The organism is Sphingomonas sp. ATCC 31555, assembly GCF_000282895.1.
Taxonomy (GTDB): Bacteria; Pseudomonadota; Alphaproteobacteria; order Sphingomonadales; family Sphingomonadaceae; genus Sphingomonas.
This window is the reverse complement of the sequence record NZ_ALBQ01000006.1, coordinates 1-16,324: the sequence shown is the minus strand read 5'-3', so window position 1 is coordinate 16,324 and position 16,324 is coordinate 1. Positions and strand designations below refer to the sequence as shown.

Below are 16,324 nucleotides of genomic sequence, written 5' to 3'. Positions count from 1 at the left end.
CCCATAGCTTGGGAACATGCACCGTCGCGCAGACATTGCATTTCACTACAGCTTCAATAGCTTTTTCCTCGGCAGCGCCCAGCCTGCCGCTTTCCCCGCCTATACTGGGACAGATCGCTGCAAACGGCGATCCCATCACAATCAAGTCGGGGCATATCATGAAAATCTCGCTGCTCGCGGGTGCGGCTGCGTCCGTGCTCGTTTTCGCTACGCCAGCGCTCGCCCAGATCGCACAGGCCGATCAGGCCGATCAGGCCGATCAGGCCGAGTTGATCAAACTTCTCCGCGCGCAGACCGAAGAGATCGCCGCCCTTCGCGCTCGGCTCGACCGGATCGAGGGCCGTCAGCATGCCGCACCGGCAGCCCAGGCCGCAGCGCCCGCAACTGCACCCGTGCAGAAGGCCCAACAGGGCCAGCGCACGCAAGTCGCGAACGACGATGGTGTGCCCGATTCCTTCGCCCCGCAGCTCGCCTCCGCCGATCTGGCCGACCAGACCGTCGAGCAGGCCCGCTCGGCGCAGAACCTGTCCAACGTCACCACCGAATGGCGTGGTGGCCTGCCGATCTTCCGCTCGGCCGACGGCAAGTTCCTGTTCAAGATGCGCGGTCGTATGATCAACCACGTCAGTTCGACCTTCGGTTCGAAATATGACGCGCGCAACGAAACCACCACCGGTGCCCGCGCGCTGCGTATCGGCATCGAAGGCGCGGTCGGCCCGCACTTCTTCTACCAGTTCGAAAACGACTTCGCCGACAACACGTCCGACGTCGGCACCATGTTCGTTGGCTGGCGCGACGATATCGGCAAGGTTTCGTACGACGTCCGCTTCGGCAACATGTTCAACGATCGCAGCTTCGAAGGTTCGGGCGGGTCGGACGCGCCGCCGTTCCTGGAACGCAACGTCGTCGCCACCTCGATCATCCCGCAGCGCGGCTTCTACGGCATCGCGCTCATGTCGCGGCTGTTCTGGAACACCGGTCACGCCTCGATCACGCTCAGCGGCGATAGCGTCGATGCCAGCCAGGGCATGAACGACGGCCGCACGGTGATGAGCCGCGTGCACTGGAACCCGTTCAAGACCGATCGCTCGGTCGTCCATCTCGGCCTCTGGGGCTTCGACGAGTCGCTGGCCTCGCGCAGCCCGGGCACGCTGACCCGCAACACCGTGATCGGCGGCCGCTTCAACGGCAATCTGCGCGTGCAGACCGGCACGCTGGTCGGCGGCACCGGCACTACTGGCTATGGCGTCGAAGTCGGCGGCTATACTGGTCCGTTCTGGGTGATGGGCGAAGCCGGCAAGCGCAACGCGCACCTGAACGGCGGCCGTCCGGACTTCGAAAGCAAGGCGTGGAGCCTCTCCACCGGCTTCTTCGTCACCGGCGATCTGCCGCCGTACAATCCGCGTCTCGGTACCTTCGCCCAGCCGCGCGTGCTGCGGCCGGTGTTCGAAGGCGGCCCCGGCGCGATCGAACTGCTCGCCCGCTACGAAAGCGTCGATTATTCGGGTCTGCCGACCGGCGGCAAGGGCACCGCGGCGACGATCGGCACCAACTGGTTCCTGGACAGCATCATCCGCGTCCAGCTGAACCTGATCCACTGGAACACCAACAACCGCGCCGGTTCTTTCACCGGCAAGGACAATGGCCAGACGGTAACCGCCGGCGTCGGCATCACCTTCTGATCCCGCGAACGGCCGCCGTGCGAGCGGCGGCCGTTTCGTTCATGCCAGGCGATCGATCGCCGCCTGCGGCTCGGTGAACCAGCGCGGACCGGTGTCGGTCATGTGAAAATGATCCTCCAGGCGCACGCCGAAGCGATCGGGCACCACGATCATCGGTTCGTTCGAAAAGCACATGCCGACGTCGAGCGGCGTGCGGTCGCCGCGTACCAGATAGGCCGGTTCGTGGATCGACAGACCGATGCCATGGCCGGTGCGGTGCGGCAGGCCTGGCAGCCGATAGTCCGGCCCCAGCCCCGCCTTTTCGAGCACCGCCCGCGCCGCCATGTCCACCCGCTCACACGGCGCACCCAGCTCGGCAGCCTCAAAGGCGGCGGCCTGCGCCTCCTTTTCCAGCGCCCAGATCGCCTGTTCCTGGTCGGACACCCGGCCGAAGGCGTAGGTGCGGGTGATGTCCGAATGATATCCTTCCACGGTGCAGCCGGTGTCGATCAGCACCAGCTGGCCCTCCTCCAGCGCCTGTTCGCCGGGCAGGCCGTGCGGAAAGGCCGTCGCGCGGCCGAACTGGACGATGCAGAAGCTTGATCCCGCCGCGCCCAGCGCCCGATGCGCCTGGTCGATGAAGCGCTTCACCGCGCCGGTGGTGATGCCCGGTTCCAGGATGCGCGCGGCAGCATGGTGCACCGCCAGCGTCATGGCCTTCGCCTGCTGCATCAGCGCGATCTCGGCAGGCGACTTGCGCATCCGGCACCCGTCGATCGCGGGGGCACCGTCGACCAGCGAGACCCCCGGCGCGGAACGGCGCAGCCGCTCCGCCATCTGGAAGGGCAGCGCCGGATCCACCGCCAGCGTGGTCACCCCGCCCAGCGCGTCGGCGACGAGCGCAAACGGATCCTCATCTTCCTCCCACAGCCGCATGTCCGCCACGATACCCATGTCGGCGCTGAGCGAGCCCAGCTCGAAGCGCGGGCAAATCATGATGGGTTCGCCATGCAGCGGCAGCAGCATCGCCACGAGCCGCTCGGTCGCCCCCCAGGGTACGCCGGCGAAGTAGCGCAGCGACATGCCGGCGTTGACCAGCAGCGCCTGCGCACCCATCGTTTCCAGCCGCGCTCGCACGCGGGCAATCCGGTCCAGCCGTTCCGCTTCGGTGATTGCCGGGGCGCGATCCCCCCAGGGTACAAGTGCGGCCAGCTCGGCCGCGGCGTTGGAACCGCCGATCGTCATATCGTCTTCCTTGATCCGAAGCGTTCGAGAGAAAAGGGGGCCATCGCGACCGGTGTAGCGGCATCGGCCGCCAGCGCGGCAACGATCTCACCGGTCACTGCCGACAAGGTCAGCCCGAGATGTTGATGGCCGAATGCATAGAGTAGGTTAGGCGTTCGCGCACTCCGCCCGATCGCCGGTAGATAATCGGGCAGCGTCGGGCGTGCGCCCATCCATCGGGTGAAGGGTCCGCGCAGCGGCAGGCCCAGCGCAGCGACATGCGCCTCCAGCCGCTCCCATTTCGCCGGATCGGCGGGCGTATCGGCATCGGCGAATTCGACAAAGCTCGCCACCTGCACGCAGTCTGCATAGCGCGTGACGATGATCGATCGGTCTTCATACACGATCGGCGGAAGGTCGGCGGGCCAGTCATGGTCCCGGCACCGCAAGTGATAGCCGCGCTCGGCGATGATCGGCACGCGGTGGCCGATCGGCGTGAGCAGAGCTCCGGAGCGCGCGCCTGCTGCCACGAGCACCGGGCCTTCCGCCAGCAGCGCGCCGTCCAGCCGCACGCGCGCTGCGCCGTCGATCGTCTCGAGTGTCGCCCGCCCGGCACGGAAGCTGCCCCCCGACGCCATCAGCGCGGCGCGCAACGCCCGGTCGAGCGCGCCGAGATCGGCGATCTGCGCCGTATTGGTAAAGCGGATCGCATCGGCGATCGGGCCGCCGGGCAGGCACGCCCGCTCCGCTGCGCTGGTATCGCGGAACGCCGCAGTGCCGATATCGGCCGCCATCCAGGCGTTCCAGCCCGCCTCCGCAGTGTCCGCGCCTGACCAGGCGACGAGATGCCCGTCGATGCGCAGCAGGTCAGGCTCGCGCAGCGCCTGGATCAGCCTCTGCCAGGCCGGCATCGCCTCGGCCAGCAGGCCGCCCAGCGCCATCTTGCCGACGGCAAACCGCGCCGGCCGCGCCGCGCCAAGCAGCCGCAGCCCGAAGGGCAGCCAACGCCGCCATGCCGCCGGCGGCAGCCCCACCGCACCGCCCGCTGCAAAACGTCGCCGCGGGAGGCTGCAAATGGTCGCCCAGGATGCGAGTGGTGCCACCTGTTCGATGGCGATATGACCGGCATTGCCCCAGGATGCCGCCTCCCGCGCGGGATCGTCGTCAATCACGGTAACCCGGTATCCGGCGCGCGCGAGTGCCAGCCCGCTGGCGAGCCCGACCACACCGCCGCCGATCACGATCATCTTGCCTTGCATCGGCTGCATCTTGCCGATCCCCCGTCCGAAGTATACCGTATTTGCACCCTTCGCCTGCTAGACAAGGATGGTACCGCTAACGGTTGCCGAAAGGGGACGCGGTTGGCACAAGCGATGGCCCTCTCGGAGAATCTTTACGCCATGAGTATCGTCGTCCGAACCCTGTCGGAGCAGATTTTCGCGATCGTCCGCGAACAGATCGTTTCGGGCAAATTGCCGGTCGAGCAGGCGATCCGCCAGGATGCGCTGGCCAATTCGCTGGGGGTCAGCAAGATCCCGCTGCGCGAGGCCTTGGCCAGGCTCGAGCAGGAAGGGCTGCTCGTCGGCCAGGCCAACCGCGGCTATTTCGTCCGCGCCATGTCGTCTTCGGAAGCGGAGGAGATTTACGCGCTCCGCCTGGCGATCGAACCCGATGCCGTTGCCGCAGGAGCCCGGGCGGCGAATGATACCGATCGCGCTGCCGCGCGCGAGGCGCTCGCTGCGCTCGATCTCGCCGCAGCCGAGCATCTGGACGAAGTCGCCGCGCGCAACCGCGAATTCCACATGGCGCTGGTCCGCCCCGGCGGGCGGCTGCTGACCACCCAGCTGGTCGAGCGGCTGCAGATCCTGGCCGAACGTTATGTCCACAAGCATCTCGAACCGGCGGGGCGTGAGGATCGAGCGCATCTGGAACATGCCGATCTGATCGACGCCTGGGAACGCGGCGATGCCGATCGCGCCAGTGCGCTGGCACGCGCGCATATCGAAGGCACCCTCACCGATCTGCGCCGCCAGCTGCTCGGCTGATCTTCAGCCGCGCGCCAGCACGCTGCGGGCGCGACCATAAGCGAGGTAGACCGCAAGGCCCGCGACATTCCACAGCAGGAAGCGCACCAGCGTCGTCTCCGGCAGCGAAAACAGCAGGTACAGGCAGCCCAGCACCGCGAGCGTGCCGACCAGATAGGGTTGCGGGCAGCGGAAGATGCGCGGCGCATCCGGCGCGCGCCGGCGCAGCAGCATCATGCACACCCCCACCGCGATGAAGGCGATCAGCGTGCCGGCATTGGCCAGCTCGGCGATCTCGTCGAGGCGGAGGAACCCGGCGACGGCGGCGACGAACAGGCCGGTGATGCCGGTCACCAGCACCGGCGCACCGGTGCGCGGCGAGACCTTGGCAAGGCGGCGCGGCAGCAGCCCGTCGCGCGCCATCACGAAGAAGATGCGGCTCTGGCCGTACATCATCACCAAGATTACCGACGGCAGCGCGACCAGCGCCGCGGCGGCGATCGCCCAGGCGGCGAAGGGGTGGCCCAGCGTGCGCAGCACCAGCGCCAGCGGCTCGGGCGAGTTGCCGAGCGCGGTGTACGACATCGCGCCAACCGCGGCGACGGCAACGAGGATGTAGATGGTGGTGCACAAGGCCATCGATCCGACGATGCCGATCGTCAGGTCGCGGCCCGGTCTCTTGGCTTCCTCGGCCGAGGTCGCAACCGCGTCGAAGCCGTAAAAGGCGAAGAACACGATCGCCGCGGCCGCCATCACGCCGCGCGTCGCGCTCCCCTCCGCATGGGACGCGAAACCATAAGGCATGAAGGGGTGGAAATTGGCGGCGTCGAAGCCGGGCAGCGCCAGCGCCACGAACACCGCAAGCGCCACCAGCTTGATGACGACCAGCACGATGTTGAGCGTCGCGCTCTCGCGCGTGCCCGCCATCAGCATGCCGGCGATCGCGAAGGAGACGAGCACCGCCGGCAGGTTGACGATGCCTCCGCCATGCGGCCCTTGCAGCAGCATCGCCGGCAGGTGGATGCCCGCCGATTGCAGCCAGCCGACCAGATAGCCGGACCAGCCCACCGCCACGGCAGAGCATGCCAGCGAATATTCGAGGATCAGGCTCCAGCCGACCACCCAGGCGATCGTCTCGCCCAGCACCGAATAGCTATAGGTATAGGCGCTGCCCGCCGCCGGAATCATCGTCGCAAGCTCGGCATAGGCGAGCGCGGCGCAGGCGCACACCGCGCCGGCGATCACGAAGGCGAGGATCACCGCGGGCCCTGCCCGCTCGGCACCCACGCCGGTCAACGTATAGATGCCGGTGCCGACGATCGCGCCGACTCCCAGCGCAATCAGATGCGGCCAGGAAAGCGTGGGGCGCAGCCGATGCTCGCTATGGCCCGTGCTGCGTTCGATCGGCTTGATCGGTCCCCAAAACCCCATGCACGCTCCCCCAAAGATTCGATTGGATCAGACGACTGAGAAGCCGGCCCAGAACGGGTCTTCGCGATCGATCCAGATGGTGTTGAAGCCGGTCGCGATCGCTGATCCCTCGATCGAAGGCACGATGCCGGGCCTGTCGCCCACCATCACCGCGTCCTCGACCCGGCCGACGAACCGGCTGCCGATATAGCTTTCGTGGACGAAGCGATCGCCGACCTTGAGCCGGCCCTGGTGCACCAGATGCGCCAGTCGCGCCGAGGTGCCGGTGCCGCACGGGCTTCGGTCGATCGCGCGTTCGCCATAGAACACGGCGTTGCGGCCATCGGCCCCCTCCCCCTTGGGCTTGTCGGCCCACAGGACATGGCTCACGCCGCGGATGCGGTCGTCGAGCGGGTGCACCGGCTCCACCTTGTCGCGGACGAGCTCGCGGATCGTGCGGCTGAGCTCGACGATGCGCGAGGCGCCGAGATCGTCGAGGCCGGTATAGGGCCCCTGCGGCTCGATGATCGCGTAATAATTGCCGCCATAGGAGACGTCGATGCGGAGCGGGCCGAAGCCCGGCACCTCCACCTCGATGCCGCGCGCGGCGACATAGGCGGGGACGTTGCGGATGCGCACCCAGCGCACCCGATCACCCTCCGCACCATAAGCGATGTCGATCCCCCCCGCCGGTACTTCGATGCGGAGCTGCCCCGGCGTGCGCGGGGTGATCAGGCCGTGTTCGAGCCCGAAGGTCACCATCCCGATCGTGCCGTGCCCGCACATCGGCAGGCAGCCCGAGGTCTCGATGAACAGGATGCCGCAATCCGCATCCTCGCGGGTGGGCGGGTAGAGGAACCCGCCCGACATCATGTCATGCCCGCGCGGCTCGAAGCAGAGGCCGGTGCGGATCCAGTCGAACCGCTCGAGAAAGTCCGCGCGCCGCGCCAGCATGTCGCCGCCGCGCAGCAGCGGTGCACCGCCCGCGACCAGCCGCACCGGGTTGCCCGCAGTGTGGCCGTCGATGCAGAAGAAAGTGTGGCGCATGCGTGCTATCAGGCCGCTTTGGCCGCGCGCCGGCTCGGCCGAGTCGCCGCCGCTTCCTCTACCCAGGCGATCACCTGCGCACGACGCTCGCCCGACAGCGGCAGGCGCGGCATGCGGACGCGCTCGCTGCCCCGGCCCATGATCTGCTCGGCGAGCTTGATCGATTGCACCAGGTCATGCTCGGCATCCAGGTGGAGCAGCGGCATGAACCAGCGATAGATGGCGCGCGCCTCGTCGAACCGGCCTTCGTTAAACGCCGCGACCAGCCGCACCGATTCTTCCGGGAACGCGCTGGTCAGGCCCGAAACCCAGCCCGATGCGCCCAGGAACAGCCCTTCCAGCGCCACATCGTCCAGGCCCGCCATCAGCGTGTAGCGATCGCCATAGCGGTTGAAGAGATCGGTGAAGCGCCGCGGATCGGGCGCGCTTTCCTTCACCGCCACGATGTTCTTGACGTCGATCAGGCGGTCCAGCGTCTCGGTGCCGATCGATACGCGATAGGCCGGCGGATTGTTGTAGAGCATGATCGGCAGCGAGGTTGCCGCCGCGACGGCGCGGAAATGCGCCTCCAGTTCCTCGGCGGTCGGCACATAGACCATGGCTGGAAGCAGCATCAGCGCATCGACGCCGATCTTTTCGGCATCGCGGACATATTGGATCGCCCGGGCGGTGGTGAACTCGGAAACGCCCGCCACCAGCGGCACGCGCCCGCCTACCGCCTCGACACCGGCCTGCAGCACCAGCCTCTTCTCATCGGCTTCCAGCGAGTTGTTCTCGCCGCAGGTGCCCAGCAGGATCAGCCCGTCGACGCCGTCGTCGACCAGCGCGGTCTGGGTCTTCTGGGTGGCAGCGAGGTCGACCGAAAGGTCTTCGGCGAACTGCGTCGTCGCTGCGGGGTAGACACCGGCCCAGAGCGGCTTGCGTGCATGCATCGAAACTTCATCCTCCATTGGGTTGACGTTTTCGTATACGGTATCCACCCGCAGCGCAAGCGGTGTCATCACTCTCATACCGCTATTTCCTCCCGTCTTTCCAGCGCTCTGCCGGCGCGAGCAATTCGCCCGTATGAAATGGAAATTATGAATATCGTATAAAATATTTGACTGATTGCTGCAAATCATGTTGCATTTGCGCGACTCAGGCTATGGGGAGTGGGAGCCGTGCGTAATTATATTTCAATTCGGGCATCAGTAGCGGCAGGTGCCCTCGCGGTCGCGATGCTGGCGAGCAATGCGCAGGCGCAGCAGGTTTCAGATCCTGGCACCACACAGACCGACAGCGGAGAAGGGGCCGGAGAAATCCTGGTGACGGGCACCCGCATCGCTCGGCCGGATCTCGCCAGCAACAGCCCGCTCACCAGCGTCAGCGATGCCGAGATCCGCTACCAGGGCGTGGTGAACGCCGAAACTCTGCTCGCCCGGCTTCCGCAATTCACGCCCGACGCCAACGAGAATGTTTCGAACGGATCGGACGGATCGGCGCAGATCAACCTGCGCAACCTTGGCTCCAATCGCGTGCTCACGCTGATCAACGGCCACCGCATTCTCTCGTCCCAGGCCACCGACATCAACTTCGTGCCGGTCGCGCTGCTAGAGCGGGTAGACGTGGTTACCGGCGGCGCTTCCGCGGTTTACGGTTCGGACGCGATGTCCGGCGTGGTCAACTTCGTGCTGCGCGATCATCTCGACGGTTTTCGGCTCGACGCGCAAACCAGCTTCGCCCAGCATAACAACGACAATGCTTATGTCCGCGGGCTGGTATCGGCCAAGGGCTATCAACTCGCCCCGCGCAATGTGATCGATGGCGCGAAGCAGGATGTGAACGGCGCGTTCGGCAAGACCTTTGCCGATGGCCGAGCGAAGATCATGGTCTATGGCGGCTATCGCCACACCGATCCGGTGCAGCAATCGAGCCGCGACTATTCCTCTTGCGCGCTCAATGCCGCGAGCGAGACGGACCTGGTCTGCGGCGGATCGAGCAACACCACGTTCGGCACCTTCGCGCCGCTGACCGGCCCCAGCGCCGGCCTGGGCTATCTCACCAATGCGCGCGACGGATCGAAGAGCTGGGTGCCCTACGACGCGAGCTACGCCTATAACTATTCCCCGACCAACTACATCCAGCGCTCCGACGAGCGCTATACTGGCGGCGGCATCGGCTCGTTCGAGATCGCGCCGGTCGCAACCGTCTATGGAAGCTTCATGTGGATGAAGGATCACACCTTCTCGCAGGTCGCACCGTCGGCGCTGTTCCTCGGCACCACCTTCACCATTCCGTGCAACAACCCGCTGATGAGCAGCGCGCAGGCGACCGCATTGTGCGGCACCGCCGCCGGTACCAGCGCCACCGCGGATACGCTGATCGGCTATCGGCTGGACGGCACCTATTCCCGCCGCGACGATCTGCGGCACCAGGATTATCGCTACAATGCCGGTGTGAAGGGCGATATCGGTCGCGGCTTCAACTATGACGTGAGCTATCTCTACGCGCTGTCGCGCTTCGACGAAACCTATCTCAACAATGTCGACAATGTGAAAGCGCAGCGCGCCCTGGACGTGGTGTCGGTGGGCGGCACCCCCACCTGCCGCTCGAAGGTCGACGGTACCGATCCTGCCTGCGTGCCGATCGACATCTTCAAGGCCAACGGCATCACCGCCGCCCAGGCGGAATATCTGTTCAGCCCGTCCAACACCGCGTCGCGCAACACGCTCGAAGTCGTCTCCGGCACGGTCAGCGGCGATCTCGGCACCGCGTTCGGCATCCACAGCCCATGGGCGACGCGCGGCGCCGGCATCGCGCTCGGTGTCGAGCATCGCCGCGAAACGCTGAACTACACGGTCGATGCGGTCGCCGCACAGGGCGGTGCCGCCAATGCCGATGGCGTGATCAGCGTCAACGAAGCCTATGGCGAACTCGAGTTGCCGCTCGTCGCCGACGTGCCGTTCCTCCACGAACTCACCGTCAATGGCGGCCTGCGCTATTCGTCCTACACCAACCAGCAGCCGTCGACGTCCACCAAATCGTCGTACAAGGCGTGGACGTACAAGGCGGAACTCGCCTGGTCGCCGGTCGCGGGGGCCCGCTTCCGCGCCAGCTACAACCGCGCGATCCGCGCACCCAATATCAGCGAACTGTTCGGCGCGCGCGGCATCGGCAACGTAGCGCTGAACGATCCCTGCGCCGGCGCCGCGCCCACCGCGTCGCTGGCCACCTGCAAGCTTACCGGCGTCACCGATGCGCAATATGGCAACATCATCCAGTGCCCGGCCGATACCTGCTCGCAATCCTATGGCGGCAATCCGGCGCTGAAGCCCGAAGTGGGCGACACCTATACCTTCGGCGTGGTATTGACGCCGAAGCAGGTGCCGGGCCTGTCGCTGTCGCTGGATTATTACCACATCAAGGTGAACGGCTATATCGGCTCGATCGGACCGTCGCTGGTGGTCAGCCAGTGCACCACCACCGGCGATCCCTATTATTGCGGACTGTTCCGGCGCGATCCGCGCACCGGCGCACTGTTCGGCTCCAACGGCTATGTCGTCGGCAGCACGCTCAACACCGGCTATCTGCTCACCTCGGGCATCGACATCGCAGCCAGCTATGCCACGCGGATCGGCGCGCTGGGCAAGCTGGACGCCAGCATCGTCGGCACCTGGCAGGAACAGCAGACGGTGGAACCGCTGCCCAATCTCGGCACCTATGATTGCAAGGGCTATTATGGCTATAGCTGCGGGCAGCCCAACCCAGAATGGCGGCACTTCGCTCGCCTGACCTGGATCGTGCCGGGCGAAAAGGCGACGCTGTCGCTCGCCTGGCGCCATTTCGCCAGCACGCGCCTCTCCAGCCTCTCCAGCAATCCATTCCTCGCCGGCACGCCCAGCGTGATCAACGCCACCATCCCGACCTATGACTATTTCGATCTCGCTACCACGGTGTCGGTGGCCAGGCAGCTGCAGTTCCGCGCCGGCATCAACAACCTGACGGACAAGGCACCGCCAGCGATCGCCTCCGGCGTGCTCGCCAGCTTCGGCAACGGCAATACCTATCCGGGCGTGTACGATCCGATGGGTCGTACGGTTTTCTTCGGCGCGACGCTCAGCTTCTGAGCGTCGCGCACGCCGTCCCGGCCCTGTCCCGCAGCAGCGCGACGGGGCCGTCGACGGCTGGGCGAGACCTGCGTAAAGGGGAAGCCATCCGCCGTAAGGATGTTTTCGCCATGCGTACCCCTGCCGATGTTTCACCCGCCGCCGAGTCGGCGTCCACCACGCTGCGCGCCCTGGTCGTGGAGGACGATGCCCAGCTTTCGGCACTGCTGGTCCATCAGCTTGCCGCGCTCGGCTACCACGTCGATGCGGTCGGCGACGGTCGCGCCGCTATCGCGGCACTCGCCGATGCGCGCTTCGACGTCGTCCTGCTCGATCGCATGCTGCCGGTGATCGACGGCATCGACGTGCTGCAGCGGATGCGCGGCAAAGGCGTCGAGACGCCGGTGATCCTCCTCACTGCGCTGGGCATGACCGCCGAACGCGTTGAGGGGCTGGAGGCCGGGGCCGACGATTACATCGTGAAGCCGTTCGAGATTGACGAACTCCACGCCCGCATCCGCGCTGTGCTTCGCCGCCGCGCCGCTCCCGCGACGGACAATGCCACGATCGCTGCCGGGGACGTCACCGTCAGCGTACTCCGCCACCGCGTCACCCGCGCCGGCAAGGTGATCCCGCTGCAAAAGACGGAGCTGCGGCTGCTTGCCGAACTGGTGCGCGAAGCGGGCAATGTGCTCACCCGGCCGATGCTGCTCGAACGAGTCTGGGGCTATGATTTCGTGCCGACGGCAAATGTGGTGGACGTGCATATCCTCAAGCTGCGCCAGCGGCTCGACATGCCCGGATTGCCGGATCCGATCGTCACGGTGCGCGGCGTCGGCTATATGTTTCGCGCCTGACCGGTGCGGCGGCTTCGCTCGCTGCGCGGGATCGCCGCCGCCTTCGCCGTGCTGCTCTCGGGGAGCACGGCGGCGACCGGCGTCGCCGTCTATCTTGCCCTGGTCGATGCGGTCGACCGCCAAGTGGACCTTCGCATCGAAACCGAGGCGCGCGAACTGCTCGCCGGGCAGCCCGCACCGGCGGAGATCGCGCGGCGGATCGCCCGCGCGCAGCGCGATCGCGACAGCGGCGACATCGGCTTCCTGCTCCGCGATGCGCGCGGCACGCCGATCGCCGGCAACATCGCCCCCGCCCAGCCGCTGCCCCCCGGGCTGTCGACCGTCGGGAGCGAGGCGGCGATTGCCGGCCTCACCCGCGGCCGGGCGCTGCGGACCGCGCTGGCGGACGGCGGCACGCTCACGCTGGTCGCCGAAAGCGAGCCGATCGACCGGCACGATCGCAAGCGCCTGCTGATTCTCGCGGCCGGCTTCGGCAGCGTCGTGCTGATCGTCCTCGCCGGCATCTTCGCGCTGTCCGTATCAATCCGCACCAACATCGCCGCGCTGCGCGGCACCGCGGAAGCAATTATCGACGGCAATCTGCGCGCGCGCATGCCGGTGGACCGCGCCGACAGCGCCTTTGGCGGGCTGGCGGCTACCTATAACCGCATGCTCGATCGGATCGCGGAGCTTATGTCGGAGATGCGCAGCGTTTCGAACGACATCGCGCATGATCTGCGCACGCCGCTGGCGCGCTTGCACGGTCGGCTGGCCGCGCTCGCCCACGCACCCCAGGCTGCGCCGGTGCAGCCCGAAATCATCGCCGCCGTCGCCGAGAGCGAGGAGATCCTGGCGCTGTTCGCCGCCATGCTGCGTATCGCCGAGATCGAAGGCGGCGCCCGACGCGCAGGCTTTGCCAGGCTCGATCTCGCCGCATTGGTCGCGGACACGGCCGAGGGGCTGTCGCTGCTCGTCGAGGATGGCGGCCGCATCCTGGTCGCCCCGCCGGCGCCAGTGGCGGTCGCGGTTGAAGGCGACGCTCGCCTTCTGGCACAGCTCTTCGTCAACCTGATCGAAAACGCCGTGACGCACACGCCGCCCGGCACCACGATCCGCGTGACGCTGGCCATGGCAGCGGGCGCGGTGCAGCTCAGCGTGTGCGACGACGGGCCGGGTATCCCCGCCGAGGCGCGGGCGCGCGCCCTTCGCCGCTTCGGCCGGCTGGAGGGGAGTCGCACCACCCCCGGCCATGGCCTCGGCCTGCCGCTCGCCGCCGCCATCGCCCAGCTCCATGGCGGCAGCCTGGTGCTGGGCGATGCGGCGCCGGGGCTGGCGGTGCACGTTCGCCTGCCCGCCGCTCCCGGATGAAGAAGGGGCGGACGGCATCGCCGCCCGGTCAGAACTTCATGCTTACATCTCCGCCAAAAGTGCGCGGCGGGTTGTAGTTGGCATAGTCGCCCAGGACCGCCGCATTCGCGGCCGAGCGGCGATAGATGTACGTCGTGTCGAGCAGGTTCCGCGCCCAGACCGAGAAGGCGACCTTCTGCCCGCGATCGTTCAGCGGCACGTCGGCCAGGGCGATACGGCCGTTCACCACGAAGCTGGCATCCGTCTTCACCGGCTCCGCCTGGAAACCGTACTGGCTGGAGGCATAACTGGCATCCAGGTGCATCCGCAGCGCCATGCCGTTGCCGCTCACCGGCACTTCGTAATCGCCATAGGCGGACGCGGCGTTGCGCGGCGTGAACACCGTATAGACCTGGAAGAGCGCGTTGTTCAGGAACGGGTTCGCCGTCGGCGGTACCTTGGTATAGGTATAGGCATAGGCCGCCCCGAAGGTCAGATGCTCCACCGGCCGCACCGTCAGATCGGCCTCCAGCCCGCGGATCCTGGACGTGCCCGGCGCATTGCGGGTTTCCTCGGTATGCAGGTTGAAGGTCGGGCTGGCGGGGTTGGTATCGACATTGTCGAAATCGGTCTGGGTGCCGGTGCGATCCATCATATAGCCCGCCAGGTTCAACCGGACATGGCGATCGAGCAGGTCCATCTTCGCGCCGACTTCGTAGGATTTCACCGCTTCCGGCCCGAACGCGCTGAATGTCTGCGACCGGCTGTTGGCCCCCCCCGCGCGGAAGCCCGTGGCATATCTGGCGTAGAGCTGTGCGGAGGGCGCCACATCCACCGCCAGCGTCACCATGGGGTCGAAGCGGGTCTTGTCATAGTCGAAGGTGAACGCCGTCGACTTGCCCTGCACCGTGTAGAGCAGGCCGCTGCGCTTGTCCTTGGTCACCCGCCCGCCGATGGTCAGGTGCAGCAGCGCCAGCGCTTCCGGCGTGTAGGTCGCCTGGGCATAGGCGGCATAGCTAAAGGCCTTGGCGCGGCTGGCGCGCTGAACGAACCAGCTCTCGCTATCCCAACCCTGATTGGCCGAAGTGATCGCCCCCGGCACGCTTGCGCTGAGGATGGTATAGCCGGTGCCGTCCGCGTTCCACAGATTGCTCGAGGGCGTTGCCGCAAATTCGGTGGCATGCTCGTTGAAGTAATAGAGCCCGGCGACATAATCGATCTGGTCGCTGTGTCCGACCAGCTGGAGCTCCTGGCTGAACTGGCGCTGGCGAAGGTTGGACAGGCTGTAGCGGCTGAACTTGCCGTTGGGTACGAACACGGTGCGGTGCGCGCCGCCGGAATTGTCCCACTGCGCAGTTTCCACACCGCGCCACGCGGTGATCGAACGCAGCTCGATGTTCGGCGCGACATCGTAGTGCAGATTGGCGGTGAAGCCATGGGTATCGTCGACGCTCGGCTGCTGCGGCACGCCGATATCGGCCACCTTCATCCGATCGCCTCCACTCACCTTCACCAGCGGCGATAGCGGCGCGATGCACTTGGCGGCGCCGCTCGGGCACACCAATGTGCTGCCGCTATAGCTGCCGATCGGCAGCTTGAGCGGGTTGTAGTTGACGAGTTGGCTGTAGTTGGGCGTGTTCTCGTCGCGCGCCTTGTCGTACGAAAAGGTCGCGGTGAAACCGTCCACCGGCTTCCACTGCGCAGTGGCCCGCCCGCCCACGCGGTGGAACTGGTTCCAGCCGGCCTGGCCGTCCAGCGGGTTCTTCACCGTCGGATCCTGGTGCTGGATCAGCCCGTCCAGCTTGACGGCGACGTTCGCCACCGCCGGCAGGTCCAGGTGGATCTCGCCATTATAGCTGCCGTAATTGCCGAAGCCGGCCTGAGCGCGACCGTCGAACACGCCGGTCGGCGCCTTGGTGACGACGCTCAGCGCGCCGCCTTCGGTGTTGCGACCGAACAGCGTGCCCTGCGGCCCGCGCAGCACTTCGATGCGGTCGACGTCGAGCAGCGCGGCGTTCAGCCCCTGCTGCCGGCCCAGATACACGCCGTCGACATACACGCCCACGCCCTGGTCGCGCGCGGTCTGGTTCGCATCGAACGGCACGATGCCGCGAATGCCGACGGTCAGCGCCGACTGGCGCGCCTCGAATGTCGCCACGCGCAGCGACGGCACTCCCCCATCCGCCAGATCGATGAGGCTCTGGATATGCCGGTCCTTCAGCATCGTCGTGTCGACGACGGAAATGGCGATCGGCGTCCGCTGCAGGTTCGTCTCACGCTTGGTCGCAGTGACCACGATATCGGTAAGGCCCTTGTCGTCTGCGGCAGCATCGCTGCTGCCCCCGGTGACCGTCGCCGCGACCGTCTGGCCATGCGCCAGCGCCGGGCTCGCAAAAGCAGCGCCCAGCAGCAGGGCGGCGCGAATGCGGTTGATGTTCGACATGATAGGTTCCCCTTGCCGGGATCATTCCCGGACGGGCGCCGCTCTATGTAGCTTTATAGTCGATACTGTGACAATCACTGCAATCCGCAAGCAATCACCGCTTCATCTACGCATCATCTTATAGTAATTTCAATAGAAAGCGAGATTTACGTGTCGCGCACTAAGTAAAATCCGCCAGTCTATACCTGACTCAAGACGAAGAATAGAGCGGATTTTGACCGCACTGAATCGGTGAGGGATTCCCAAG

11 protein-coding genes are annotated in these 16,324 nt (G+C 66.5%); 5 read left to right on the top strand and 6 right to left on the bottom strand.

The annotated features are described in order from the left end of the window. Positions 1-158 precede the first annotated feature (158 nt). Positions 159-1,682: an OprO/OprP family phosphate-selective porin gene (locus tag B215_RS0103050; protein ID WP_019368160.1), complete on the top strand. Its 1,524-nt coding sequence runs from the start codon at positions 159-161 to the stop codon at positions 1,680-1,682. 39 nt (positions 1,683-1,721) lie between these two features. Here B215_RS0103050 and B215_RS0103045 read toward each other — a convergent pair whose 3' ends face one another. Further along, entirely contained in the window at positions 1,722-2,906 is a 1,185-nt protein-coding gene (locus B215_RS0103045) for a M24 family metallopeptidase (RefSeq protein ID WP_019368159.1), read from the bottom strand. Further along, positions 2,903-4,153, bottom strand: a complete 1,251-nt coding sequence (locus B215_RS0103040) for an NAD(P)/FAD-dependent oxidoreductase (protein ID WP_019368158.1) — start codon at positions 4,151-4,153, stop codon at positions 2,903-2,905. The genes B215_RS0103045 and B215_RS0103040 overlap by 4 nt, the downstream gene beginning before the upstream one ends. A 132-nt stretch (positions 4,154-4,285) precedes the next feature. On the opposite strand from B215_RS0103040, the gene B215_RS0103035 reads away from it, so the two are divergent. Beyond that, entirely contained in the window at positions 4,286-4,930 is a 645-nt protein-coding gene (locus tag B215_RS0103035; protein WP_026008885.1) for a GntR family transcriptional regulator, read from the top strand. Positions 4,931-4,933: 3 nt separating this feature from the next. Here the strand turns inward: B215_RS0103035 and B215_RS0103030 are convergent, their stop codons facing one another. Genes B215_RS0103030 through B215_RS0103020 form a run of 3 tightly spaced genes read right to left on the bottom strand, consistent with a single transcriptional unit; the run spans position 4,934 to position 8,298 of the window. Next, entirely contained in the window at positions 4,934-6,340 is a 1,407-nt protein-coding gene (locus tag B215_RS0103030) for an amino acid permease (RefSeq protein ID WP_019368156.1), read from the bottom strand. Positions 6,341-6,367: 27 nt separating this feature from the next. Continuing rightward, the gene (locus B215_RS0103025) at positions 6,368-7,366 is read right to left on the bottom strand and encodes a 4-hydroxyproline epimerase (RefSeq protein WP_019368155.1); all 999 of its coding nucleotides are present in this window, start codon (positions 7,364-7,366) and stop codon (positions 6,368-6,370) included. Positions 7,367-7,374: 8 nt separating this feature from the next. Beyond that, positions 7,375-8,298 (bottom strand): dihydrodipicolinate synthase family protein, encoded by a 924-nt coding sequence (locus B215_RS0103020; RefSeq protein ID WP_026008884.1) that lies wholly within the window; start codon positions 8,296-8,298, stop codon positions 7,375-7,377. A 228-nt stretch (positions 8,299-8,526) separates the two neighbouring features. Here B215_RS0103020 and B215_RS0103015 point away from each other — a divergent pair, with 228 nt between their 5' ends. The 3 genes from B215_RS0103015 (at position 8,527) to B215_RS0103005 (ending at position 13,655) form a co-directional block, all read left to right on the top strand. After that, on the top strand, positions 8,527-11,472 hold the full coding sequence (locus B215_RS0103015) for a TonB-dependent receptor domain-containing protein (protein ID WP_236704409.1): 2,946 nt from the start codon (positions 8,527-8,529) through the stop codon (positions 11,470-11,472). Positions 11,473-11,582: 110 nt separating this feature from the next. Continuing rightward, positions 11,583-12,308 carry a response regulator transcription factor gene (locus B215_RS0103010; protein WP_019368152.1) on the top strand — a complete coding sequence of 242 codons (726 nt, stop codon included), beginning with the start codon at positions 11,583-11,585 and terminating at the stop codon, positions 12,306-12,308. Positions 12,309-12,311: 3 nt separating this feature from the next. Then, positions 12,312-13,655 carry a HAMP domain-containing sensor histidine kinase gene (locus B215_RS0103005; RefSeq protein WP_019368151.1) on the top strand — a complete coding sequence of 448 codons (1,344 nt, stop codon included), beginning with the start codon at positions 12,312-12,314 and terminating at the stop codon, positions 13,653-13,655. Positions 13,656-13,683: 28 nt separating this feature from the next. On the opposite strand, the gene B215_RS0103000 is transcribed toward B215_RS0103005, so the two are convergent. Beyond that, positions 13,684-16,077 carry a TonB-dependent receptor gene (locus tag B215_RS0103000; protein ID WP_019368150.1) on the bottom strand — a complete coding sequence of 798 codons (2,394 nt, stop codon included), beginning with the start codon at positions 16,075-16,077 and terminating at the stop codon, positions 13,684-13,686. Positions 16,078-16,324 lie beyond the last annotated feature (247 nt).

What these genes read in the sequence shown, in the direction of transcription:
- B215_RS0103050 (WP_019368160.1), top strand. Translation starts at nt 159, where the DNA reads ATGAAAATCTCGCTGCTCGCGGGTGCGGCTGCGTCCGTGCTCGTTTTC.
- B215_RS0103045 (WP_019368159.1), bottom strand. Translation starts at nt 2,906, where the DNA reads ATGACGATCGGCGGTTCCAACGCCGCGGCCGAGCTGGCCGCACTTGTA.
- B215_RS0103040 (WP_019368158.1), bottom strand. Translation starts at nt 4,153, where the DNA reads ATGCAGCCGATGCAAGGCAAGATGATCGTGATCGGCGGCGGTGTGGTC.
- B215_RS0103035 (WP_026008885.1), top strand. Translation starts at nt 4,286, where the DNA reads ATGAGTATCGTCGTCCGAACCCTGTCGGAGCAGATTTTCGCGATCGTC.
- B215_RS0103030 (WP_019368156.1), bottom strand. Translation starts at nt 6,340, where the DNA reads ATGGGGTTTTGGGGACCGATCAAGCCGATCGAACGCAGCACGGGCCAT.
- B215_RS0103025 (WP_019368155.1), bottom strand. Translation starts at nt 7,366, where the DNA reads ATGCGCCACACTTTCTTCTGCATCGACGGCCACACTGCGGGCAACCCG.
- B215_RS0103020 (WP_026008884.1), bottom strand. Translation starts at nt 8,298, where the DNA reads ATGCATGCACGCAAGCCGCTCTGGGCCGGTGTCTACCCCGCAGCGACG.
- B215_RS0103010 (WP_019368152.1), top strand. Translation starts at nt 11,583, where the DNA reads ATGCGTACCCCTGCCGATGTTTCACCCGCCGCCGAGTCGGCGTCCACC.
- B215_RS0103000 (WP_019368150.1), bottom strand. Translation starts at nt 16,077, where the DNA reads ATGTCGAACATCAACCGCATTCGCGCCGCCCTGCTGCTGGGCGCTGCT.